A 22,921-nucleotide genomic window follows, 5' to 3' on the forward strand; every position below is an offset into this window, starting at 1 on the left:
TAACGACACTCAGGAGACAACCATGACCACACGATTCCGCATCTTCCGCATCGCCCGGATGCTGCTGGGGCTGGCCTGCGCGCTCGGCGCCACCGCCCCGGCCAGCGCCCAGCCGGCGTTCCCCACCAAGCCCGTCACGCTGATCGTGCCGTTCGCGCCCGGCGGCGGCAACGACATCCTGGCGCGGCTGATTGCGCCGCAGATGAGCAAGCAGCTCGGCCAGCCGGTGGTGATCGAGAACCGGCCCGGCGCAGGCGGCAACCTCGGTGCCGATCTGGTCGCCCATGCCCCGGCCGATGGCTACACGCTGGTCATCGCCTCCAGCCAGATCACGATGAACCCCTACCTGGGCATGAAGGTGCCGTTCCAGATCGAGCGCGATTTCGAACCTGTGGGGCTGATCGGCTCGGTGCCGCTGATGCTGGTGGCCAATCCCGACCAGCCCTACAGGACGCTCGCCGAGTTCATGGCCTACAGCAAGGCCCATCCCGGCAAGATCAGCTACAGCAGCCCCGGGCCCGGCACGCCGCAGCATCTGGCCGGCGAGGTCTTCGCGCGCATGAACAAGACCGAGCTGCTCCACGTGCCGTATCGCGGCACCGGGCCGTCCATCACGGACCTGATGGGCGGGCAGGTGCAGGTCTCGTTCGCCACGTTCGCATCGGCCATCCAGTACGTGCGGACCGGCAAGCTGCGCGCGCTCGGCATTGCGGGCAAGCGCCGCACGCCGCTGATGCCGGACCTGCCATCGTTCGACGAGGCGGGCCTGAAGGGCTACGACGCCGAACTCTGGTACAGCCTGCTCGCCCCGGCCAAGACGCCGCGTCCGGTGGTGGACAAGCTGAACGCCGCACTGCTGACCGCGTTGAAGGCGCCCGAGGTGGTGGAGCAGTTCCACAAGCAGGGCTTCGAGGCCAAGGGCTCCACGCCCGACGAACTCCGGGCCTATATCGTCCGCGAGCTGGCGCGCTGGCAACGCGTGATCCGCGACAACGACATCAAGGTGGCGATGTGAACCCGGATCTGGACAACCCGCTGCTCGAATTCCTCGGCGTGCAGCTCGAGCGCGTCGGCCCCGGCGCCTGCACCTTCGCGCTCGATATCGAGCCGCGCCACCTGAACCGGCAGGGCTCGCTGCAGGGCGGCGTCAGCGCCACGCTGCTGGACGCCGCCTGCGGCTACGCCGGGCTGCATCAGGAAGAAGGCACCCACGGCAGCGCGCTCGGCAACGCCGTGACGCTGATGCTGACGATCAGCTACCTCGGCAAGGTCAGCACGGGCCGCGTGCGTGCCGTGGCTACCGTCACTCATGCGGGCCGCAGCATCTACTTTTCGTCGGCCGAGCTGCTCACCGCTGCCGGCGAGCGCATCGCCACCGCGCAGGGCACCTTCAAGCGGTCCCGCGCGAACCGGGAGGCATGACCATGCTCCGCCAAGCTCTGGAAGGACTGACCGTCGTCGATTTCACGCAGATCGGCGCCGGCCCGACGGCCACCATGCTGATGGCCGACATGGGGGCCCGCGTGATCAAGGTGGAGCCTCCGGGCGGCGAAATGGGGCGCGGGCTTGGCCCGGGCTGGATCGGCGCGGACAGCGCGCTGTTCCACGGGTTCAACCGCAACAAGCTCGGCGTGTCGATCGATCTCAAGCGGCCCGAGGGTTTCGACGTGGCGCGCCGGCTGGTGGCTACCGCCGATATCGTGGTGGAGAGCATGCGGCCCGGCGTGATGGCGCGGCTGGGGCTGGGCCACGCCGATCTCGCACAGGAGCACCCCGCGCTGATCTACTGCTCGATCTCGGCCTACGGGCAGGAAGGCCCCTACGCGGACCGTGCTGGCGTGGACGGCATCATCCAGGCGGACTCGGGCCTGATGAGCCTGATCGGTGTGGAGGGCGGCGAGCCGTGCAAGGTGCAGGCGCCGGTGGTGGACGTGATGACGGGCTACGTCGCCGTGGTCGGCATCCTCGCCCGGCTGGCGCAGCGGGCGCGCGACGGGCGCGGCGGGCATCTCGACGTGAGCCTGTTCAACGCCGCGCTGGCCTTGCAGCAGTCATCGCTGGCGAGCTATCTGGCCGATGGCGACCTGCCGGTGCGGGCGGGCAGTGCCGCGCCTTACTCGGCGCCGAACCAGGCCTTCCGCACGGCGGACGGCTGGATCATGGTGGCGGCCTATATGCCCGACCGCTGGCGCCGGCTGTGCGAGACGCTCGGACTCGCCGCGCTGGCCGACGACCCGCGCTTCGCCACCTCGCCGCTGCGCGTGGCCAACCGCGCGGCGATGGTGGAGGCGCTGACGGCGGTTTTCGTCACGCGCGGCACCGATGCGTGGCTGGCGGCGCTGCAGGCCGTCGACATTCTCTGCGCCCGCGTGGCCACCTATGAGAATGTGGCACAGCATCCGCAGGTGGCGGCCAACCAGATGTTCGCCGATATCTCCCACGCCGCGCTCGGCACGATCCGCATGCCGGGGTTCCCGATCGACAGTGCCGTCAGCAATGCCGCGCCGATGCAGCCCGCGCCAGCCTGCGGCGAGCATACGCGCGCCGTGCTGCGCGACCTCGGCTATGCGGATAGCGATATCGCGGCGTTGGACGCAAGCCGGGCCATCCACTGCGCCTAGCCCGCTGCCGTGCCCTGGAACTGCGCCAGCAGCCACGCGCGGAAGGTGGCCATGCTGGTGCTTTCGGCGCGGTCCGCCGGCGTGAGCAGGTAGTAGGTGAAGTCGCCCATGTCGACGGCCTGCCGGAACGGTGCCACGAGCTTGCCGCTGGTCAGGTCGTCTTCCACCAGGAAGCGCTGTGCGATGGCGAAGCCTTGTCCTTCGAGCGCCGCCATGTAGGCCATCGCCGAACTCTGGTAGGTCATGCCGCTGCGCGCATCGACGAGCTTGTCCGCGCCGGTGGAGGCGAGCCAGAAGCCCCAGTCCTCGGGCCGGGCGATCGAATGCAGCAGCACCTGGCGTTGCAGGTCGGCGGGCTTGCGCACCTGCTTCGCCAGCGCGGGGCTGCACACGGGCAGGAGGATGTTCGGCACCAGCCGATAGGCGTTGGCGCCGCTCCACTTGCCGTCGCCGAGGCGGATGGCGCCGTCGATGTCCTCGCGCCGGAAGTCCACCTCGTCGAGCGAGGCGGTGAGCAGCACCTCGATGCCGGCATTGGCCGCGTGGAAGCTGGACAGCCGTGGAATCAGCCAGCGCATCGCGAACGTCGTGTAGGCGCGCACCTTCAGTTGCGTGCGGCGGGTGCGCCGGGTCAGGCGGACAGTGGCTTCGCGCAGGCCGTCCATCGCCTTGGTGACCGCGCGGTAGTAGTCCTCGCCGGCACGCGTGAGCGTGATCTGCCGATGGCCGCGCACCAGTAGCTGGATGCCAAGCGCATCTTCGAGCGTGCGGATCTGCCGGCTGACCGCGCCGGGCGTGACGTGCAGTTCCGTGGCGGCGATGGTGATACTGAGCCGGCGCGCGACGGCTTCGAAGGCGCGCACGGCGTTGAGCGGGGGCAGGCGGTCCATGTCAGGGGGAACGGCGACACGTTTGAGAATTTCTCAATCATACGTCGTGGCTACTCGTGCTGCTTGTAAAAGAGGCGCACGCCAGATCTTGAAAAACGGAAGCGCTTGTTCGAATACTGTAAAGGCTGCAAACACCCACACTGTCTCGTCTGGTTTCCCAGGCCTGCTGCTTGCTAATGTCTGGACAATTTCTCCAGATGACTATCCTGCAATGTTCGTCGTGAACTTGCGCCGCTCGCGTTCAAGGAGAACGGGAAATGGAAGACTCTTGTCAGCAGAATGGTGGCCGTGCCGGCACCAGCGGCGTGCAACCCCCGAACATGCCGGACATCTCGCGACGACGCTTCCTGCAATCGGTCGGCGTCAGCGCATCGGGGGTCGGAGTGGCAGGAAGTGTGTATGCCGCGGGCGAAGCCACCGTGCCTGCGGCGTCCGCCGCGCCGCAGGCCAGCGCCGGCCACGCGGTGAAATTCAAGGTCAACGGCACGCTCCAGTCGCTTACGGTGGCGTCCAATGCCGTGCTGCTGGACGTATTGCGCGATCAACTGCACCTCACCGGCACCAAAAAGGGGTGCGATCATGGCCAATGCGGGGCGTGCACGCTGCACGTGAATGGCGTGGCGGTCAACGCCTGCCTGTCGCTCGCGGTGATGCATGACGGTGACGAGATCACCACCATCGAAGGGTTGGCCCGCGACGGAACACTGCACCCGGTGCAGCAGGCTTTCTGGGACCACGACGCCTACCAGTGCGGCTACTGCACCGCCGGCCAGATGATGAGCGCCGTGGGTGTGCTTGGCGACAAGCGCATCCCGGCCGATGACGCGGCCGTGCGCGAGGCGATGAGCGGCAACATCTGCCGCTGCGGGGCCTACCGGAACATCGTCGCGGCCATCCAGGACGCGCGCGGCAAGATCAAGGGGGCCTAGCCATGCGAACCTTCGAATATGCCCGGGCGGCGGACGTGGAGCAGGCCATCGCACTGCACGCGCGCACGCCCGAGACCGCCTACCTGGCCGGCGGCACCACCCTGCTGGACCTGATGAAGCTGGACGTGATGCACCCGCCGCGCGTGGTGGACATCCACAAGCTCGGCCTCAACCAGGTCGAGGTGGCCGGCGACGGCCGGGTGCGGATTGGCGCGATGGTCAGCAACACCGAACTGGCGCGCCATCCGCACATCGTCAAGCACCACCCGGCGCTGTCGCAGGCGCTGCTTTCCGGCGCCAGCACCCAGCTGCGCAACAAGGCCACCACGGCCGGCAATGTGATGCAGCGGGTGCGCTGCGGCTACTTCCGCGATGGTGTATCGCCGTGCAACAAGCGGGTGCCGGGATCGGGCTGCCCGGCCATCGACGGGCTGAACCGCAACGTGCACGCAGTGCTGGGCGGCAGCAACCAGTGCATCGCCGCGCATCCGTCAGACATGTGCGTGGCGATGGTTGCCATCGGCGCCACCATTCACGTGCAGGGGACCAAGGGCCGGCGTGACATCCCGTTCGCGGATTTCCACCTGCTGCCCGGTGAAACGCCGTGGAAGGAGCACGCGCTGGAAGCCGACGAGATGATCACGCACATCACGCTTGATGCGCCGCTGCCGAACAGCCGGTCCGCCTACCTGAAGCTGCGCGACCGGGGCTCCTACCAGTTCGCGCTGGCGTCGAGCGCGGTGGTGGTGGTGCTGGACGGCCGCACCGTGCGGGACGTGCGCATCGCGCTCGGCGGGGTCACCACCAAGCCGTGGCGGGCTGCCAACGCGGAGGCGGTACTGCGCGGCAAGCCGGTAACGGACGCGCTGATCCGCGAGACCGCCGCCGCCGCCATGGCGGGCGCGCAGTCGTACGGCCAGAACGGCTTCAAGCTGCTGCTCGGCCAGCAGGCGGTGTCGCGCAACCTGTCGCGGCTCGTCGCCTGAGCGGCTGCCCCGATCCAGCCCCCGGTCCAGCGGACCTTCACTCGACAACGGGAGTCCAGCGTGAACAAGAATGCCATCGGCGCGTCGCCGCGCCGTATCGACGGACGTCTCAAGGTCACCGGCGCCGCGCTGTACACGGCGGACCGCAACCTCCCCGGCATGCTGCATGCCTATGGCGTATTCAGCACGATTGCGAGCGGCCGCGTCACGGCCATCGACACCGCGGCCGCGCGGCGCGTGCCGGGCGTCGTCAACGTCCTGCACCATGACAATTTCCTGCGGCTCTACCGCGCGCCCAAGGCGCCGATCTCGCCAGCCACGATCCTGACCGCCGGCATCACGGACGAGCACCGCCTGCCGTTCGAGGACGCGAAGGTGCACTACGCCGGGCAGTTCGTCGCGCTGGTCGTGGCGGATACCTACGAACATGCGCGCGAGGCAGCCCAGTTGGTCAAGGTGACGTATGCCCCGGCCAAGGCACTTGCCAATCTGGAGCAGGGCATGGCGGCCGGCAAGCTGCAGGACGGCGGGCGCGGTCATTCGCGTGGCGAGCCGGCGCGGGACTTCGACGCCGCGCCGGTCCGCGTAGATGCCATGTACCACACGCCGGTGGAGACCCACAACCCGATGGAGATGCACGCCACGGTGGCTTGGTGGGAGGGCGGTGACCTGCACCTCTACGAGGCCTCGCAGGGCGTGCTGGTTCACCGCAACACGCTGGCGCAGATCTTCGGACTTACGCCGGAGAGCGTGAGCGTGGACGCCCCGTTCATCGGCTCGGGCTTTGGCGCCAAGCTGTTCCTGTGGCCGCACTCGGTGGCCGCCTGCGCGGCGGCGAAGATGACCGGGCGCCCGGTGAAGCTGGTGGTGCCTCGCGCGCAGATGTTCACGACCACGGGGCAGCGGCCGGAGACGAAGCAGCACATCCGGCTGTCGGCGGGCGCCGACGGCAAGATCACGTCGATCCGGCATGAGTCGATCAACACCACGTCGTTCATCGAGCAGTACGTGGAAAACTGCGGCGGCATGACGTCGAGCCTGTACACGTGCCCGAGCGTGCTGGTCACGCACCACACCATCGACGTGCACCGGGGCGCGCCCACCTCCATGCGCGCGCCCGGCGCCGCGCCGGGCCTGTTCGCGCTGGAATCCGCCATCGACGAACTGGCGCTGGCGTGCCAGAAGGACCCGGTGCAGTTCCGCCTCGATAACATCTCCACGCGCGATGAAAGCACCAACCTGCCGTGGTCCAGCAATCACCTGCGCGAGGCCATCGAGCAGGGCGCCCGCAAGTTTGGCTGGGCCAGGCGCGACCCGCGCATTGGCGCGATGCGCGTGGGCGACGAGATTGCCGGCTATGGCGTGGCCGTCTGCAACTGGGATGCCTGGCGCACGCCAGCCGAAGCGCGGGTGCAGTTGCGCAGCGACGGCACGGCATCGGTGATCTGCTCGATCCAGGACATTGGCACCGGCACCTACACGATTGCGGCGCAGACGGTGAGCGAGCTGACCGGCCTGCCGTTCGAGAAGATCGAGGTCAAGCTCGGCGATTCCTCGTTCCCGGCGGCTCCCGTCTCGGGCGGCTCGTGGGCCACTGCCAGCGTCCTGCCGGCTATTGCGGAGGCCACGCGCAACGCCATCGGCCAGTTGCGCACGTTCGCCACGCAGGAGGGCGCGCCGTTCGCCGGGGCGAAGCCCGAATCGCTTCGCTTCGAGAATGGCCGCCTGACTGATGGGAAGCGCACCGTAGACTACCCGGCCGTGCTGACCGCGCAGCGCTTTGCCAGCGCCGAGGGCCATGCCCGCACCGGCGGCACGCCCACGGACAAGATGTCGTTCATGTCGTTCGGCGCGCATTTCGTAGAGGTGCGCTGGGACCCCGGCATCTCGCGCCTGCGCGTGGCGCGCGTGGTCAGCGCCATCGACGTAGGCCGCGTCATCAATCCCCTCACGGCGCGCAACCAGGTGGAAGGCGCCATCGTCATGGGCGTGGGCATGGCGCTCTTCGAGGCCACCGAGTACGACGAGCGCAACGGCATTCCGGGCAACAACAACTACGCCGAGTACGTGATGCCGGTGCACGCAGACCAGCCCGACATCGACGTCATCCTGCTCGACTACCCCGACCTGGCCTTCAATGAGTTCGGCGCGCGCGGCATCGGGGAGATCGGCATTACCGGCTTTGCGGCGGCCGTGGCCAACGCGGTCTACCACGCCACGGGCAAGCGTATCCGTGACCTGCCCATCACCATGGAGAAGCTGATGGACGCGCCCGGCCGGGCCGCCGCCTAGCCGGTGGCCTATATATATAGCGATGGCTGGCCGAGCGCGGGAGCGGGAGGGGGGGATGGTCGACAATCCGGTTCCGGAGGATGATCCCGGCGTGCGCGAACATCCGCGCTACGCGCAGATGTTCCCCGTGCTGACCGAGGAGGACATCCAGCGCGTGCGCCGCTTCGGGCGCTTGTCGCACTTTGCCACCGGTGAGTACCTCTATCGGGCCGGTAGCCTGTGCCCGGGCATGTTCCTGCTGCTGTCCGGCAAGGTGCGGATCGTCGGGCGCGACGGGCTGGGCCATGAGCGCGTCCTCCACACCTACACCCAGCGCGGCGAGTTCACCTCGGACGTGACGCAGCTGTCGAACAAGCCGGCCGTGGTGGATGCGCGCGTGATCGATGACGTGGAGGCCGTGCTGGTGCGCCCCGACGAACTCAGCGCGATGATGATCAGCGAGGCCGACGTCGGCGAGACCATCATGCGCGCGCTGATCCTGCGCCGCATGCTGGTGATCGAGCGCGGCCACGGCGTGGTGCTGGTCGGCGCGCCGGACAACGGGCGGCTGCTCGCGCTGCAGAACTTCCTGCGGCGCAACGGCTTCCCCAACACCACGCTCGACGCGGCGATGGACCCCGAGGCCGTCGCGCTGCTCGAACGCCTGACGCCGCTGCCGGACGATTTCCCGCTCGTGGTCTGCCCGGACGGCACCGTGCTGCGTAATCCGGACGAAGGCCACCTGGCCTCGTGCCTGGGCCTGATTCCCGAGTTCGATCCGACCCACGTCTACGACGTGGCAGTGGTCGGCGCTGGCCCGGCCGGGCTGGCCACAGCAGTTTACGCCGCGTCCGAAGGGCTGTCCGTGGCCGTGCTCGACTGCCGGGGGCCGGGCGGGCAGGCCGGCACCAGCGCGCGCATCGAGAACTACCTCGGCTTTCCCACGGGCATCACCGGGCAGTCTCTGGCCAGCCGCGCCTTCGCCCAGGCGCAGAAGTTCGGCGCCCATATCGGCATTCCATGTGAAGTGAGGGCCCTGTATTGCGACCGGCGCCCGCTGTTCGTGGAGCTGGCCGATGGGCGCCGCATTGCCGCGCGCACCGTGGTGATTGCCAGCGGCGCCGAATACCGGCGGCCGGACGTGACCGGCCTCGAACGCTTCGAGTCGTCCGGCATCTACTACTGGGCCACGCCGATCGAGGCGCGCCTGTGCCGCAAGGAGCCTGTGCTGCTGGTGGGCGGCGGCAATTCCGCCGGGCAGGCGGCGGTGTTCCTGGCCGCGCATGCCGAGCATGTCCACCTGTTTATCCGGGGCACCAGCCTTGAGCACAGCATGTCGCGCTACCTGACCGAGCGGATTGCCGTGCTGCCCAACGTGACCGTGCACACCCGCGTGGACCTGCGCGCGCTGGAGGGCGGGGCCCGTCTCGAACGGGTGTATTACCGGGGCGCGGGCGGCGTGGAGGGCTGCATGACCACGCATCACCTGTTCGTCTTCATCGGCGCGGCGCCGAATACCGCGTGGCTGGCCACCTGCGGGGTGGTGCGCGACGAGAAAGGCTTTGTGCTGACCGGGGCCGATGTGCCCGATGCCGCGCCGCACGTGCCGTCCCTGCAAACCAGCCTGGAAGGGGTGTTCGCCATCGGCGACGTGCGCTCGGGGTCGATCAAGCGTGTGGCGTCCGCCGTGGGCGAGGGCGCCGCCGTGGTCGCGCAGATTCACGCCGTGCTGGCCGGCATGCGCGGCACCTGCCAGCCCGGCGCGGGCTGAGCCCTTTCCGCCCCAGAGGCGCCGGCATCACTCCGCCAACGCGCTCCCATCGGAATGCCTACAATAGCTGGACGGACAGGCCGCGCGGGCTGATGCGCGGCCAGTCGCTGCCACGCGTGCTCGCAGGCAGGGGCACGCGCCACTCATCTCCACGAAACATGGAGAAACATCATGCAGCAGAGTAGCGAAGCGGTGCTGACGCAGGCGCGAGCCGCGTTGGCGCATGTGCCGTATCAGGGCCATCACCTTCATCCCACCATTCACCTGCGGCTTTCCGACGGCGCGCTGATCCTCGAGGGCGAGGTGGCGGACATCGTCGACAAGACGCGCGCCGCCGCACATCTGCGGCGCGTGGACGGCGTGACCATGGTCATTGACCACCTGCGCATTGCCGATGGCGGCGCGCCGGTGGGTGACGGCGAACTGCGCGATGCCGTGTGCCAGCGACTGCTTACCGCGATCGATTTCCGCAACTGCAAAATCTGCGCGAAGGTAAAGGGCCAGGACGAGGCACGCCGCGAGGCCGTGGGCGAGCGCAGCGGCTGGATCGAGGTGGCCGCCGTCAATGGCGTGGTCACGCTGACCGGCAATGTGATCAGCCTCTCCCACATGCGGCTGGCTGGCGTGCTGGCATGGTGGTCGCGCGGCTGCCGCTGCGTGGTGAACGAACTGGTGGTGGCGCCGGCCGAGGCGGATAGCGATGAGGAAATCACCGAGGCGCTGCAACTGGTGCTGGAAACCGATCCGTTCGTCGATGCGGGCCGCATCGCGGTGCGCACCGCGCAGCGTGTGGTAACGCTCGACGGCTATGCCACGAGCGAAGGCGCGCGCAAGCAGGTAGAGCGGGATGCCTGGTATGTGTACGGCGTAGAGGACGTCGTCAACCGTATCTCGCTGAGCAGTTAAATCACCTCCTGAGGGGCATGGCGTTGGCGGGAATGGCGCGTGGATTGGCGGGATTGACTCTCCCCGGCCGCGCGCGCAGGCGCTAGGATCGGTTTTTGTCGCCAACCGTCCACACAGGAATCCTCATGCCCCGTTCCGTTCGTCATCGTCGCGCAGCGCTGCCCGCTGCGCTCTCCATCGCATTGTCATTGGCCTGGGGCGGCACCGCGCTGGCCGCCGGGTCGGACGCGGTCCTGCTGCAGGCGGCACAGGCCGCGCAGCCGGGCGTGGTGCAGTCGCTCAAGGAGATGGTGTCGATCGAGTCGGGCAGCCATGACATCGACGGGCTGAACCGCATGGCCGCCTACACCGAGAAGCGCCTCAAGGCGCTGGGTGCCAGCGTGGAGCGCGTGCCGGCGGCGCAGGGCCACGGCCCGATCGTCAAGGGCACGCTGGAGGGCACGGGGCGGGGCCGCATCCTGCTGATCGCCCACATGGACACGGTCTATCCGCATAACACGCTGGCCTCGCAGCCGATCCGCGAGGAGGGCAACAAGCTCTACGGGCCGGGTATCGCGGACGACAAGGGCGGCATCGCGGTCATCCTGCATTCGCTGGAGATCATGAAGGCGCAGGGCTGGAAGGACTTCGCACGGGTGACCGTGCTGTTCAACGCCGACGAGGAAATCGGTTCGCTCGGCTCCGGCGCCGCGATTGCCGCGTTGGGGGCGCAGCACGATGTGGTGCTGTCCTGCGAGCCCAATCCGGCCAAGGCCGTGGCCAAGACGGAGTCGCTGCTGCTTGGCGCCGCCGGCACGGCCTCCGCGACGATGGCTGTCCAGGGCCGCGCCGCGCACGCCGGCGCGGCGCCGGAGCTGGGCCGCAATGCCCTGATGGAACTGGCCTACCAGTTGCAGCAGACGCGCGATGTGGCGAAGTCCGTGCCGGGCTCGCAACTGAACTGGACCAATGCCAAGGCCGGCGATGCGCGCAACCAGATTCCCGCATCGGCCAGCGCCTTCGGCGACGTGCGCGTGACGGCTGCCGGTGCCGCCCAGAAGCTGCAGGCGGCGCTGCAGGAGAAGGTCAACGCGGGCCATCTGGTGCCCGATACGCAGACCACCATCACGATGGAGGAGGGCCGCCCGCCCTTCGTGGTCAATGCGCGCGGCCGGGAGCTGGCGGCGCAGGCCCAGAAGATCTATGCGGAACTGGACGGCCGGCAACTGGCGCTGTTTCCCGGCACGGGCGGGGCCACCGATGCCGGCTTCGCGGGCCAGTCGGGCAAGGCCGCCGTGGTGGAGAGCTTTGGCCTGTCCGGCTTTGGCTATCACGCGCGTGACGAGTACATCGAACTCGATTCCATCGTCCCGCGCCTCTACCTGATGACGCGCATGCTTCAGGAGAGCGGGCGCTGAGCAGATTGAGCGGATTGGGCCACCTGCTTGGCGATGGCGTCGGCAAGGCGCGTGGCGTCGTTGTAGACGCTGTCGTGCTGCAGTTCACTGACGCCATGCGCCGCGCCACCGGCGGCGGCTGACATGGCCACATGGCCGGCCACCGCGCCCACGCCGGCGGTTTCCGCCACGCCGGGCATGTGGCCGCTATCCGCGCTGGCGTGGAAGTCCTGCAAGGGCATCGCCGGGCCCCTGGCGGGCTGGTAGACCAGTTCGACCGACGCGCCCACATTGCTCTTGCCCGCGCCCAGGCCCACCAGCATGCGGCGGCGCTGGTTGCCTTCATCGATCTTGTCGAACTGGCCGGTAACGACCAGCGCATTCGCGCCCGCCGGGACCGGGCCATCCAGGCGCACCGCGTTGAGCCCCTTGGCGCGCAGCTGCCGCACGATTTCATCGCTCACCTGGTCACGGGCCTCGCGCGCATCGCGCACGGCCTTACCGGCCTGGCTGTCGGTGCCGGCCATCGTCATGACCTTTTGCATCAGGCGGCTGTCCACCTTGACCTGATCGGGGTTGGCATTGAAGGTCTGCACGTAGATGATGTCCGCGTTGCCGGGGAGGGCGGCAACGTCTTGCGTCATGGTGGTAGCGGCGCTGGCGCAGCCGGCGGCAAGCAGCGTGGCGGCGGTCAGCGTGGCGAGTGTGAAGCGGCGGGCAACGAGGGAGAGTTGGGTGGTTTGCATGGCGAAATCCTGTATCGGTTGGGTTGGAGCGTGTCGGTGCATCGCTGGAACCCAGTATGGGAAAAACCGCCTACAGATGCCATGCAGGAAGTATGTCGAGAAATGTCAGGCCGCTGGCCGCAGCGGCAGCGCCACCACGGCTTCCAGGCCGCCGCCGTCACGTGGGCGGAATTGCAGCGAGCCGCCGTGCAGCCGCGCGATGCGCTCGACAATCGCCAGCCCCAGCCCGGTGCCGCCTGAATGGCCCCGCGCGTTGTCGCCGCGAGCGAAAGGTGCCTTGAGTTGTTCCAACTGCTGGGCGCCGATGCCGTCGCCCCGGTCGCACACTGCCACGTAGGCGGTTTCCGCATCGGCCCAGGTGCGCACAGCCAGCCCGGTGCGGCCGTAGACCACGGCGTTCTGCATCAGGTTCATCAGCAGCCGCATCAGGCTCACCGGGCGGTAGTCGAGCGGCGGCAGGTTGCCGATCGACAGCTCGAAGCTGTGCCCCAGCCCGGCGAAATCGGATGACAACTGCCGCACCAGCGCGTTGAGGTCACCCGGCTGGGGCGGCTCGCGCTCGCCGCTGCCGGCGTAGTCCATGAACTGCTGGAGGATGGTGTCGATCTGGTCGAGATAGCTTTCGGTGGCAGCGACGAAAGCGTCGTCGCTGCCGCGTGGCATCGCCATTGCCATGGCCAGGCGCAGCTTGGTCAGCGGCGTGCGGATGTCGTGCGAGATGCCCGCCAGCATCAGCGCGCGGGAGGCTTCGGCCTGGCGCAGGGTGTCGGTCATCTGGTTGAAGGCGGCGCTGACCTGCGCGATTTCCGTGGGGCCGTCCGTGGGCAGCGGTGCCGGCATCTCGCCGCCGCACACGTCGCGTGCGGCGCGGGCGAGGTCCTGCAACGGCCGGTTCAGGTGGCGCTGGATCAGGTAGCCGGTCAGCGCGGCCAGCATCGCCAGTGCGGTGGAGAGCGCCAGCGCGGCCAGGATGCCGCTGGCGCGGGCATCGGCGGTCATCGGCAGGGAAATCCACGCCGGGGTACCGGCCACGTGCACGCGGATCCACAGGCGCTCCTCGGCATCGGGGGCGCCGATCTGCCAGCGCACCGGCATGTCGGGCGGCAGGTCACGGCGCAGGGCGTGCAAGAAGACGTCGCGCTGGTAGGTGCGGAACAGGCGCAGCGGGCTGGCGGCACCGTCTGCGGGGGGCGCCGGAACCGGGTCTGCCGTCTGGGCGCCGAGCCGCGCGGTGACCGCCTGTGCTTCGGCGGGCGGCAGCGCGGCCAGTACGCTATCGAGCGTCTTCACATAGTCCGCAAAGATGATGGCCGCCCGCTCGATGCGCGGGCGCTGCATGTAGTGGAGCAGCACCGTGAGGGAGCAGGCCTGCGTGACAGCCACCAGCGCCACCAGCAGGGCGATATTGCGCGCCAGCAGCGACCGGGGCAGCCGCATCACGACGCCACGCCGGCCACCAGCATGTAGCCCACGCCCCACACCGTCTTGATGAAGCGGGGCTTGGATGGGTCTTCCTCGATGATCTGGCGCAGGCGCAGCACCTGTACGTCGATGCTGCGGTCCAGCGCGTCATGGTCCCGCCCCCGGGCGCGGGCGAGCAGGTTCTCCCGGCTCACGGGCCGGTTAGGCGAGGAGCCCAGCGCGTGCAGCAACAGCATCTGGGCTGAATGCACCTCCACGGGATCGCCACGCAGCCGCAGCGTCTGCTGGCCGACATCGAACTCGAATTCGCCGAAGCGCAGCGTCTGCGCGGTGACGGTGGGGTCGCCCGCCGCAATGCGCTGGCGGCGCAGCAGCGCGCGGATTCTGGCCACCAGTTCGTCCGGCACGAATGGCTTGGCGAGGTAGTCGTCCGCGCCGGTTTCCAGCCCCAGCACGCGGTCCATGGGATCGCCCTTGGCGGTCAGCATCAGCACGGGCAGCGTGATGCCGTCTGCACGCAGCCGCCGGCAGATGGTCAGGCCGTCCTCGGGTGCCATCATCAGGTCGAGCACCAGCAGGTCGTAGGGTTCGCGCTGGAGGTAGCGGTCGAGTTGCTTGCCATCGGCTACGGCGCGCACGCGGAAGCCCTGGCTGGTCAGGAAGCGCTGCAGCATGTTGCGCAACTCGGCCTCGTCGTCCAGCACGAGGATGCGGTTGACTACCTCCATGGCATGTCTCCGTGACCATCCGTCATGCGGGAACGATACCCGAAGTCATGCGTAGTGTGCGGGCACCCAGACACGTCCCACCCAATGTCCCGGCACCCACACAGCCGGGTGGGGCGGCGGCGCCACATAGACCGCACGCGGCGCGACATATTCGGCCTGGGGCGTGACATAGACCGGCGGCAGCGGCGGGGCGACATAGACGGGGCGCGGCGCCGGGGCGACATAGACAACGTGCGGCGGCGGCATGACGACGACGGCCCCAGCGCCATACCAGCCGGCGAAGGCGGGCGTGGCGGCGGTCACGGTGGCGACGATGAGGGCGGCGGTAGCGGTAGCGAAGCCGAGGCGTTTCATGGTGAGTCCCTTCCTGGTGAGGTGAGCCGACCGGTGTGCGGCGGCAACGGGACGAACTATAGGAGGGGGTGGGGCAGTCCGCGAGGCGCAAACCATGTCGCGGTGTTACACGGCGCGGCACCGGTCCGGGCATGACATCCGGCGACATATTTCCCGCATGGCGCGGCTGGCGGGCGGCACCTACATTTGGCTCACCGCGACGCACCATCCTGTTCCTGACAGTGCGTTCCCGATGCCCAACCGACTACCCCATGAGGCACGCCATGCTGACTCCCACCGCCAACCCCGAACTATCCGTCCAGCGGATCGCCCTCTACGCCACGGCGTTTATCGTCGCCGTCTCGCTCGTCGAAGCCGTGGTGCTCTGGCGCAAGCGCCGGAATTCGAAGGCCCCGTTCGACTGGCGGGAGGTCTGGCTGTCGCTGGCCGACCTGGCCGGCCGCAAGCTCTCGGTGTTGCTGCCGCTCTCGCTGGCCACGCCCGTGTTCGCCTTCGCCTGGGATCACCGCCTGTTCACGGTCACGCTCAACAGCGCGCTGATGGTGCTGCTGCTCTTCGTAGGGCAGGAGTTCTGCTACTACTGGTATCACCGCGCCTCGCACCGCGTGCGCTTCTTCTGGGCGACGCACGCGGTCCACCACTCGCCGAACCAGCTCACGCTGGCCTCGGCCTACCGGCTCGGCTGGACGGGCAAGCTCACCGGCACGGCGATCTTCTTTGCGCCGCTGGTCTGGCTCGGCGTGCGCCCGGAAGTGGTGCTGGCCACGCTGATGTTCAACCTGCTCTATCAGTTCTGGCTGCACAACACGTGGGTGCCGCGCCTGGGCTGGCTCGAATACGTGTTCAACACGCCGTCTGCGCACCGCGTGCACCATGCTTCGAATGTCGATTACCTCGATGCCAACTACGGTGGCGTGCTGATCGTGTTCGACCGCCTGTTCGGCACCTACGTGGCCGAGCGTGCCGAAGAGCCGTGCCGCTACGGGCTGGTCAAGCCGTCCCGCACGGTGAACCCGCTGATGAACCAGTTCGAGCACTGGATTGGCCTGTTCCGCGACATGGCGGCGGCACCCAGCCTCGGCGCGGCCCTCGGCTACCTGACCATGCCCCCCGGCTGGCAGCCCGACGGCAAGGGCGAGACCACCGAGAACCTGCGTGCGCAGTCTCAGGGTCAGGCCCGCGCCTAGGCTTCCACCATGCCCAGGAACTGCTGCAGCTCCGGGGTCTTGGGACGGGCGAAGACCTCGTCCGGCGGCCCGATCTCGTGGACCTTGCCCTGGTGCATGAAGACCACGCGGTCGCACACCTCGCGGGCGAAGCGCATCTCATGCGTGACCATCAGCAGCGTCATCCCGTCAGCAGCCAGCCCGCGCATGACCTGGAGCACCTCGTTGACAAGTTCCGGGTCCAGCGCCGAGGTGATCTCGTCGCACAGCAGCGCGGCGGGCTGCATCGCCAGCGCCCGGGCAATCGCCACGCGCTGCTGCTGCCCGCCGGAAAGTTGATCCGGATAGGCGTCGAACTTGGCCGAGAGGCCCACGCGGGCCAGGTTCAGCTCTGCCAGCTCACGCGCCCGGGCTTCCGGCACACCCTTGACGATCATCGGCGACAACATCACGTTGCGCCCCGCGCTCAGGTGCGGAAACAGGTTGAACTGCTGGAAGATCATGCCCACCTTGAGCCGCAGCGCGCGCAGTTGCAGCTCGGTGTCGGCCAGATGGGCGCCGGCCACGGTGATGGCGCCGGCGTCGATGGACTCCAGCCCGTTGATGCAGCGGAGCAGCGTGCTCTTGCCCGAGCCGCTCTTGCCGATGATGGCGATGACCTCGCCCGGCTCCACCGACAGCGAAACCCCCTTCAGGACCTCGTTGCTGCCGAACGATTTGCGAACCTGGTCAATGGCGATGAGCGGCATGGAATTTCCTCTCCAGCATTTTGCTGGCTTGCGAAAGTGGCCAGCACAGCGCGAAGTACATCAGCGCCACGGCGGCATACACGGTGAATGGCTGGAAGCTGGCGTTGACGATCATCGTGCCGGCCTTGGACAGCTCGGTGAAACCGATGATCGAGGCCAGCGCGGTGCCCTTGATGACCTGCACGCCAAAGCCGACGGTAGGCGCCACGGCAATCCGCATGGCCTGCGGCAGGATCACGTGGCGCATCTGCTGCACGTAGCTCATGGCCAGGCTGCCGGATGCCTCCCACTGGCCGCGCGGAATCGCCTCCACGCAGCCGCGCCAGATCTCGGCCAGGAAGGCGGCGGTCCAGAGCGTCAGCGCCACGCCGGCGGCGAGCCACGCGGGCACATCCACGCCGAACAGCGCCAGGCCGAAGAAGGCCAGGAACAGCTGCATCAGCAGCGGCGTGCCCTGGAAGATCTCGATATAGGCCCAGGTGGCGCGGCGCAGGAAGGGTCGCTTGCTGGTGCGCATCAGCAGCACCAGCAGGCCCACCACGCCGCCGCCGACAAAGGCCACCAGCGACAGCAGGACGGTCCAGCGCGCCGCCAGCAGCAGGTTGCGCACGATGTCCCACAGCGTGAAGTCGATCATCGCGCCCTCCGCGCAAACAGCTGCCGGCCCACGCCGCGCAGCAGCTGGCGCAGCAGCAGCGCCAGCAACAGGTAGATCACGGTGCTCACCAGATAGACCTCGAAGGCGCGGAAGTTGCGGCCCTGGATGAAGTTGGCGGCGTAGGTCAGGTCCTGCGCGGCGATCTGCGAGCAGACCGCCGAGCCGAGCATGACGATCACGATCTGGCTCGACAGCGCCGGCCAGATCTTCTGCAGCGCCGGGCGCAGCACCACGTGGCGGAACACCTGCAGCGGCGACATCGCCAGGCTGGCGCCAGCCTCGAACTGGCCGCGCGGCGTGGCGGCCAGCCCGGCCCGGATGATCTCGGTGCCGTAGGCGCCCAGGTTGATCACCATCGCCAGCGAGGCGGCCACCATCTCGGGCAGTTGCACGCCCAGGCTGGGCAGGCCGAAGAAGATGAAGAAGAGCTGGATCAGGAACGGCGTGTTCCGGATCACCTCCACATAGGCGCTGACGATGGCGCGCAGCCATGCCGGCCCCTGCGTCCGGGCCCAGGCGCCAAAGATGGCCACCGCCACGCCCAGCACGCCGCCCGTGAGCGTGAGCTGTGCCGTGACGGCGATGCCCTTGAGCAGGACGTCGGTGTAATCGAGCACCGACAGGAAATCGAACTGATAGGCCATGGACGGGACCGGTTGCAGCGGGAGCGGAGCGGGGATCAGGCGGCGATCAGAGCTGCGCCGGCAGCGGACGCAGCAGCCACTTGATCGACAGCGAGTTCAGCGCGCCGTCTTTCTTGGCTTCGGCCAGGATGGCGTTCACCTTGGCCTGCAGCGCCGGCTCGTCCTTGTTCATGCCGATAAAGCACGGCGAGTTCTTGATCAGGAACTTGGTCTCGGGCGCCTTGGGCGCATGCTTGGCGATCAGCGCCGAGGCCACCACGTTGCCGGTGGCAATCAGCTGCACCTGGCCGGAGAGGAATGCGGAGATCGTCGCGTTGTTGTCCTCGTAGCGCTTGATGGTGGCGTTGGCCGGGGCGATCTTCGACAGCTCCAGGTCTTCCACCGCGCCGCGCGTGACGCCAACGGTCTTGCCGGCCAGGTCGGCGGCGCTCTTCACGGCCATGTCGGCCGGGCCGAACACGCCGTTATAGAACGGGGCATAGGCTTCGGAGAAGTCCAGCACCTTCTCGCGCTCGGGGTTCTTGCCCAGGCTGGAGATGATCAGGTCCACCTTGCGGGTCTGCAGGTAGGGCACGCGGTTGGTGCTGGATACCGGCACCAGTTGCAGCTTCACGCCCATCTTCTTGGCCATCAGCGCGGCCACGTCGATGTCCAGGCCCTGCGGTGCCATGTCGGCGCCAATCGAGCCGAACGGCGGGAAGTCCTGCGGCACCGCCACGCGCAGCACGCCGGCCTTGGTGATGTCCGCGAGCGTGTCGGCCTGCGCCGGACGGGGCAGGGCGGCCACGCAGACGCTGGCGCTGGCGAACAGGCCCAGCAGCAGCGCGCGGCGCGCCTTGGAGAACAGCGGGGTCGATGGAGTCGGGGTCATCGGTCAGTCCTTTTTCAAAGCGGGTGGGTTGGAGCGGGAGGAAGCGGAGATCGGGGGCGCCGGCGCGCGGCCGGAAACCGGCGCCAGGGCATGGCGCAGGCCGGCCAGCGGGTCCGCCGGCACGGCGTCCAGGCTGGCGTGGACTTCGCCGAGGTGGTCGGTCATCAACTGGGCGGCGCGTTCGCCGTCGCCGGCGGCCAGCGCGTTGACGATTTCCTCGTGCTGCGCGCAGGAGCGGCCCGCGTCGGCGGCGGACTGCTGGCGGCTGGCCACGAGCGTGGTGCGCGCGGTCAGGTCGCGCAGGGTATCCACGAGCAGGCCGTGGCCCAGCGTGGCGCACAGGCAGACATGGAAGTCGCCGAGCAGGAAGCTGCGCTCGCCGGCGTCGTTGCCGTCCAGCGCCGCCTTTTCGCGGGCGATATGCACCTTCAGCGTGTGGATGGCCGGCGCGCTGGGCGGCTGGGCCGCGCTGATCTCGCGCAGCAGGCCGGTCTCGATGATGCGGCGGGCGGCAAACGCGGCGCGGATATCGTCGGCGCCGGGTTCGATCAAGTACCAGCCGCGCCGGGCGCTTACGGTCACCATGCCGCGCGCGGCCAGCCGCATCAGCGCCTCGCGCACCAGCGTGCGGCTGACGCCGAACAGCGCGGCCAGTTCCTGCTCGCCCAGGCGCGAGCCCGGCAGCAGCTTTTGCGCGAGCATGGCCTCGGTGATGCGCTGGGCAATGTCGGCGGAGGGTTTGTCTTGGAGTTCGCTCACGGGGACCACTATTGCAAGTGGTATGCCAGCCTTGTATGCAAGACTTGTGGGCAAAATTGGGGCGCAAGCGGCCGGCTGGCGCCTGCCGAAGGCCGGGCCGGGCCCCATTGGGGTGCATACCCGGCCGCGCGTGGTGCACGCGGCCGGGCGATCTTTGATCGTTGGGGGAGGGCGGGTGGCCGCCCGGGCTTACGCCTTGAGCTTGCGGTCCGCCGGGGCTGGCAGGAACTGGCCGGTCCAGATGTCGGCCACGGTCAGGCCGGGCTTCATCCCGAACGCGCCGACGGTCTCGTCGATGGTGGCCTGCAGGCGCGCCTGGGTGGCGGCGCCCCAACCGTCGCGCAGCGTATCGGGCGTGCGCATCGAGCCGTCGACAATCAGCTTCAGCCGTTCGAATTCCAGCGTCTGGTCGGCCAGGGGCTCGCGCGCCTTGACGGCGGCGGCGCCGGCCTGCGGGTCCGCCATCGCCTCGATCCAGCCGCGCGTGGAGGCCTTGACGAAGGCTCTCATGGCATCCGGGTGCTCGGCCATGCTCTTCGGGTTGGCGACCAGCCCGTTGCCGTACGACTTCATGCCGTAGTCGGAGAAGCGGAACACGCTGAGCTTCTCCGGGCCCATGCCGCGCGCCTTGAGGTTCAGCAGGCCGGTGAAGTAGAAGTAGGCCACGGCGTCGAAATCGCCCTTGACGAAGCGGGTGTCGCCGATGTCCGGCGTGGCGCTCTCCCATTTGACCGAGGACGGGTCGAAGCCCTGCGCCTTGGCGAACACCGGGAACAGCTTGCGCGAGGCGTTGAACGGCTGGCCGAGGATGGTCTTGGCCGCCAGATCGCCCGGCTTGCGGATCGGGCCATCCTTGCGCACGATCACCGCGTTGGGGTTCAGGTCGTACTGGATGGCCACCGCCTTGAGCGCGGCGGCCGGGTTGGCGGCGTTGAATTCGAGCATGGCCGCCAGATCCGCCGAGGCGCAGTCGTAGGCGCCGCCCGCCACGAGGCTGATGGCCGACGCCGAGCCGTTGCCGGTGTCGATCACCACGTCGAGCCCGGCGTCCTTGTAATAGCCGCGCTGCTGGGCCAGCAGGAAGCCGGCGCCGGACGCCTCGACCTTCCAGCCGAGGTTGAACTTGAACTTCTGCAGGCTGCCGGCGGCGCGCACGAAGGCGGGGGCGGCAATCAGCGACGACACAGCGGTGGCGGCGGTGGCGTGGAGAAAGGAACGGCGGCGCATGGGAAAGCTCTCCGGAAAATGGGTGTGGGAACACGCGGCGAGCAATTTCCGGGCGGCCCGACATGGCGTGGCGGGCCGCTGAACGCTTCTACTCTCCTGCCCCCGGTTCAGCAGGTTCCGTGCCACGGCCCCGGCGCCGGGCGGGCGGTGTGGCGCACCGCAATGCGTCACCCCATGCGCCATGGCGGCACATTGACGGCAAATTGGTGCCCCGGCTGGGCGAACATCGGCGCGATGGCTTGCAGGCGCCGCCCGATCCGTTTACCGTTTCGGCCCATGACGAAGACGACTGACAGGACGCCACGGGTTGCCGTGGTAGGCGCCGGCATTGTCGGCTGCTGTATCGCGCTGGCGCTGCGCAAGCGTGGCGCCGATGTGATGCTGATCGACCGGGACGGCCCCGCGCAGGGGTGCAGCTACGGCAATTCGGGCGCCATCAGCGTGAGTTCGGTGGCGCCACTGGCCATGCCGGGCGTGCTGGCCTCACTCCCCAAGATGCTGTTCGATCCGGAAAGCCCGCTCCATCTGCGGCTCGGCTACCTGCCCACGGCGGCGGCGTGGCTGACGCGCTTCGTGCTCTCGGCCGCGCCGGGGCGGGTGGCGCAGTCGGCAGCGGCGCTGGCCGCGCTCCATGCCAATGCGGGGGATCGCCACGAGGCGCTGGCGCGCGAAGTCGGCGTGCCCGAGCTGTTCATGCGGCGCGGCCATCTGCACCTGTACCCCGATGCCGCCGCGCTGGAGGCCGATGCGGCGGCGTGGCAACTGCGCGAGCGCTTCGGTTTCCGCTTCGAGCGGCTCGACCGCGCCGGCATCGAGGCCCTGGAGCCCGGCGTGGCGCCGCGCTACCAGGCGGGCGTCTATCTGGCCGACCACGCCACCATCCGCAACCCGGCACGCTACACGGAGGCGATTGCCGCGGCCTTCGCAGCGGGGGGCGGCCGGATCGTGCGCGACGATATTCGCGGGCTGCGCCGGCAGGGCGGGGAATGGCTGCTGAGCGGCGCGGAAGGCCGCCACACGGCAGACCACGTGGTGGTGGCGGCGGGGGCATGGTCGCGCCGGCTGCTGGACCCGCTGGGCGTGCGGCTGCTGCTGGAGAGCCAGCGCGGCTATCACGTGCAGTTCACCAACCGGCACGACGCCGTGTCGCGCACCGTGGTGCTGACCGACCGCAAGATCTTCGTCACGCCGATGGAGGGCGGCCTGCGCGTGGGCGGCACGGTGGAGATCGCCGGACTGGCGGCGCCGCCCGATCCGAAGCGCGCGGCCATCCTCGAACGTATTGCGCGGGAGACATTCAAGGGGCTCGAAGGCGCCCACGTCACCACCTGGATGGGCCACCGGCCCTGCATGCCGGACTCCGTGCCCGTGGTGGGGCCGGCCGACGGCCAGCCCGGCCTCTGGCTGGCGGTAGGCCACGGCCACCTCGGGCTGACCGACTCGGTCAATACGGCCGACCGGATCGCCGATGCATTGATGCATTAATACCTTGATACAGGGACGCCCTTGACCTCCGGCCGACCGGCGTCCTAAAAATTAGACAGTTCCGTTCCTCTCGAAGGGTTCCGTCGTGAAGATCTCGATACATCGCCGTGGTGTACGCGCTCTTTTCGTCGCGCACACACACCCGCTGGAAAACATCCCGCCCGCCATGCTCGCCTGGCTCGGCCCGCCCGAGCGGGTGGAGTCATGCGATTTCGATCCCCACACGCCGCTCACCGGCCTCAGCGCCACCGAGGTCTGGGGCGCGCTGCTGCGTGACGGCTACTGCGCGGTGGACGAATGTCGCATCCTGGCCGAGGCGCGACACCGGCCCCCGGCGTCGGCGCCCCGGCCATGGGACTAAG

At 68.8% G+C, this 22,921-nt stretch carries 23 protein-coding genes; 12 read left to right on the forward strand and 11 right to left on the reverse strand.

The window, feature by feature from the left end; translation table 11 throughout:
* Positions 1–22 precede the first annotated feature (22 nt).
* Genes SB751_RS24430 through SB751_RS24440 form a run of 3 tightly spaced genes read left to right on the forward strand, consistent with a single transcriptional unit; the run spans position 23 to position 2,621 of the window.
* Complete coding sequence (locus SB751_RS24430; protein ID WP_144196580.1) at positions 23–1,015, forward strand: Bug family tripartite tricarboxylate transporter substrate binding protein; 993 nt, start codon at positions 23–25, stop codon at positions 1,013–1,015.
* Positions 1,012–1,422: a PaaI family thioesterase gene (locus tag SB751_RS24435; RefSeq protein WP_144196581.1), complete on the forward strand. Its 411-nt coding sequence runs from the start codon at positions 1,012–1,014 to the stop codon at positions 1,420–1,422. Before SB751_RS24430 ends, SB751_RS24435 begins: the two co-directional genes overlap by 4 nt.
* A 2-nt stretch (positions 1,423–1,424) precedes the next feature.
* Positions 1,425–2,621: a CaiB/BaiF CoA transferase family protein gene (locus SB751_RS24440; RefSeq protein ID WP_144196582.1), complete on the forward strand. Its 1,197-nt coding sequence runs from the start codon at positions 1,425–1,427 to the stop codon at positions 2,619–2,621.
* On the opposite strand, the gene gcvA is transcribed toward SB751_RS24440, so the two are convergent.
* Positions 2,618–3,511, reverse strand: coding sequence for a transcriptional regulator GcvA (gcvA, locus tag SB751_RS24445; protein ID WP_144196583.1), 894 nt, complete (start codon positions 3,509–3,511; stop codon positions 2,618–2,620). The genes SB751_RS24440 and gcvA overlap by 4 nt on opposite strands.
* Before the next feature lie 257 nt (positions 3,512–3,768).
* Between gcvA and SB751_RS24450 the strand changes: the two genes are divergently transcribed.
* The 6 genes from SB751_RS24450 to SB751_RS24475 all read left to right on the forward strand — a co-directional run bounded on the left by SB751_RS24450 (position 3,769) and on the right by SB751_RS24475 (position 11,771).
* Positions 3,769–4,440, forward strand: coding sequence for a (2Fe-2S)-binding protein (locus SB751_RS24450; RefSeq protein WP_377731681.1), 672 nt, complete (start codon positions 3,769–3,771; stop codon positions 4,438–4,440).
* A 2-nt stretch (positions 4,441–4,442) separates the two neighbouring features.
* On the forward strand, positions 4,443–5,426 hold the full coding sequence (locus SB751_RS24455; protein WP_144196584.1) for an FAD binding domain-containing protein: 984 nt from the start codon (positions 4,443–4,445) through the stop codon (positions 5,424–5,426).
* Positions 5,427–5,486: 60 nt separating this feature from the next.
* Positions 5,487–7,718 (forward strand): xanthine dehydrogenase family protein molybdopterin-binding subunit, encoded by a 2,232-nt coding sequence (locus SB751_RS24460; protein ID WP_250025466.1) that lies wholly within the window; start codon positions 5,487–5,489, stop codon positions 7,716–7,718.
* A 55-nt stretch (positions 7,719–7,773) separates the two neighbouring features.
* Positions 7,774–9,468 (forward strand): FAD-dependent oxidoreductase, encoded by a 1,695-nt coding sequence (locus SB751_RS24465; protein WP_244844544.1) that lies wholly within the window; start codon positions 7,774–7,776, stop codon positions 9,466–9,468.
* 171 nt (positions 9,469–9,639) lie between these two features.
* Positions 9,640–10,374: a BON domain-containing protein gene (locus SB751_RS24470; RefSeq protein WP_211942852.1), complete on the forward strand. Its 735-nt coding sequence runs from the start codon at positions 9,640–9,642 to the stop codon at positions 10,372–10,374.
* Positions 10,375–10,499: 125 nt separating this feature from the next.
* On the forward strand, positions 10,500–11,771 hold the full coding sequence (locus tag SB751_RS24475; protein WP_211942851.1) for a M20/M25/M40 family metallo-hydrolase: 1,272 nt from the start codon (positions 10,500–10,502) through the stop codon (positions 11,769–11,771).
* Here the strand turns inward: SB751_RS24475 and SB751_RS24480 are convergent.
* The 4 genes from SB751_RS24480 to SB751_RS24495 all read right to left on the reverse strand — a co-directional run bounded on the left by SB751_RS24480 (position 11,753) and on the right by SB751_RS24495 (position 15,000).
* The gene (locus SB751_RS24480) at positions 11,753–12,496 is read right to left on the reverse strand and encodes a DUF4410 domain-containing protein (RefSeq protein WP_410748644.1); all 744 of its coding nucleotides are present in this window, start codon (positions 12,494–12,496) and stop codon (positions 11,753–11,755) included. The two genes, SB751_RS24475 and SB751_RS24480, sit on opposite strands and share 19 nt — an antisense overlap.
* A 105-nt stretch (positions 12,497–12,601) precedes the next feature.
* A complete protein-coding gene (locus SB751_RS24485) occupies positions 12,602–13,933 on the reverse strand; it encodes an ATP-binding protein (RefSeq protein ID WP_211942849.1) in 1,332 nt (443 codons plus the stop codon).
* On the reverse strand, positions 13,933–14,646 hold the full coding sequence (locus tag SB751_RS24490; RefSeq protein ID WP_211942848.1) for a response regulator: 714 nt from the start codon (positions 14,644–14,646) through the stop codon (positions 13,933–13,935). The genes SB751_RS24485 and SB751_RS24490 overlap by 1 nt, the downstream gene beginning before the upstream one ends.
* 45 nt (positions 14,647–14,691) lie before the next feature.
* Entirely contained in the window at positions 14,692–15,000 is a 309-nt protein-coding gene (locus SB751_RS24495) for a hypothetical protein (RefSeq protein WP_280527753.1), read from the reverse strand.
* Positions 15,001–15,263: 263 nt separating this feature from the next.
* Between SB751_RS24495 and SB751_RS24500 the strand changes: the two genes are divergently transcribed.
* On the forward strand, positions 15,264–16,187 hold the full coding sequence (locus tag SB751_RS24500; protein WP_144196592.1) for a sterol desaturase family protein: 924 nt from the start codon (positions 15,264–15,266) through the stop codon (positions 16,185–16,187).
* Here SB751_RS24500 and SB751_RS24505 read toward each other — a convergent pair.
* From SB751_RS24505 to SB751_RS24530, 6 genes are all read right to left on the reverse strand, one after another.
* Positions 16,184–16,915, reverse strand: coding sequence for an amino acid ABC transporter ATP-binding protein (locus SB751_RS24505; protein ID WP_144196593.1), 732 nt, complete (start codon positions 16,913–16,915; stop codon positions 16,184–16,186). The two genes, SB751_RS24500 and SB751_RS24505, sit on opposite strands and share 4 nt — an antisense overlap.
* Positions 16,896–17,552 carry an amino acid ABC transporter permease gene (locus SB751_RS24510; RefSeq protein WP_149137984.1) on the reverse strand — a complete coding sequence of 219 codons (657 nt, stop codon included), beginning with the start codon at positions 17,550–17,552 and terminating at the stop codon, positions 16,896–16,898. Before SB751_RS24510 ends, SB751_RS24505 begins: the two co-directional genes overlap by 20 nt.
* On the reverse strand, positions 17,549–18,217 hold the full coding sequence (locus SB751_RS24515) for an amino acid ABC transporter permease (protein ID WP_144196595.1): 669 nt from the start codon (positions 18,215–18,217) through the stop codon (positions 17,549–17,551). The genes SB751_RS24510 and SB751_RS24515 overlap by 4 nt, the downstream gene beginning before the upstream one ends.
* A gap of 46 nt (positions 18,218–18,263) precedes the next feature.
* Entirely contained in the window at positions 18,264–19,088 is an 825-nt protein-coding gene (locus SB751_RS24520; protein ID WP_144196596.1) for a transporter substrate-binding domain-containing protein, read from the reverse strand.
* A gap of 3 nt (positions 19,089–19,091) precedes the next feature.
* A complete protein-coding gene (locus tag SB751_RS24525; RefSeq protein WP_280527752.1) occupies positions 19,092–19,847 on the reverse strand; it encodes a GntR family transcriptional regulator in 756 nt (251 codons plus the stop codon).
* Positions 19,848–20,036: 189 nt separating this feature from the next.
* Complete coding sequence (locus tag SB751_RS24530) at positions 20,037–21,074, reverse strand: ABC transporter substrate-binding protein (RefSeq protein ID WP_144196598.1); 1,038 nt, start codon at positions 21,072–21,074, stop codon at positions 20,037–20,039.
* Positions 21,075–21,350: 276 nt separating this feature from the next.
* On the opposite strand from SB751_RS24530, the gene SB751_RS24535 reads away from it, so the two are divergent.
* Together SB751_RS24535 and SB751_RS24540 are read left to right on the forward strand one after the other, a co-directional pair.
* Complete coding sequence (locus tag SB751_RS24535; protein ID WP_186296779.1) at positions 21,351–22,559, forward strand: NAD(P)/FAD-dependent oxidoreductase; 1,209 nt, start codon at positions 21,351–21,353, stop codon at positions 22,557–22,559.
* An 85-nt stretch (positions 22,560–22,644) separates the two neighbouring features.
* The gene (locus tag SB751_RS24540; RefSeq protein WP_144196600.1) at positions 22,645–22,920 is read left to right on the forward strand and encodes a YcgL domain-containing protein; all 276 of its coding nucleotides are present in this window, start codon (positions 22,645–22,647) and stop codon (positions 22,918–22,920) included.
* The last annotated feature ends 1 nt before the right edge of the window (position 22,921 follow it).

Source organism: Cupriavidus sp. SIMBA_020 (assembly GCF_046535395.1).
GTDB lineage: Bacteria > Pseudomonadota > Gammaproteobacteria > Burkholderiales > Burkholderiaceae > Cupriavidus > Cupriavidus campinensis.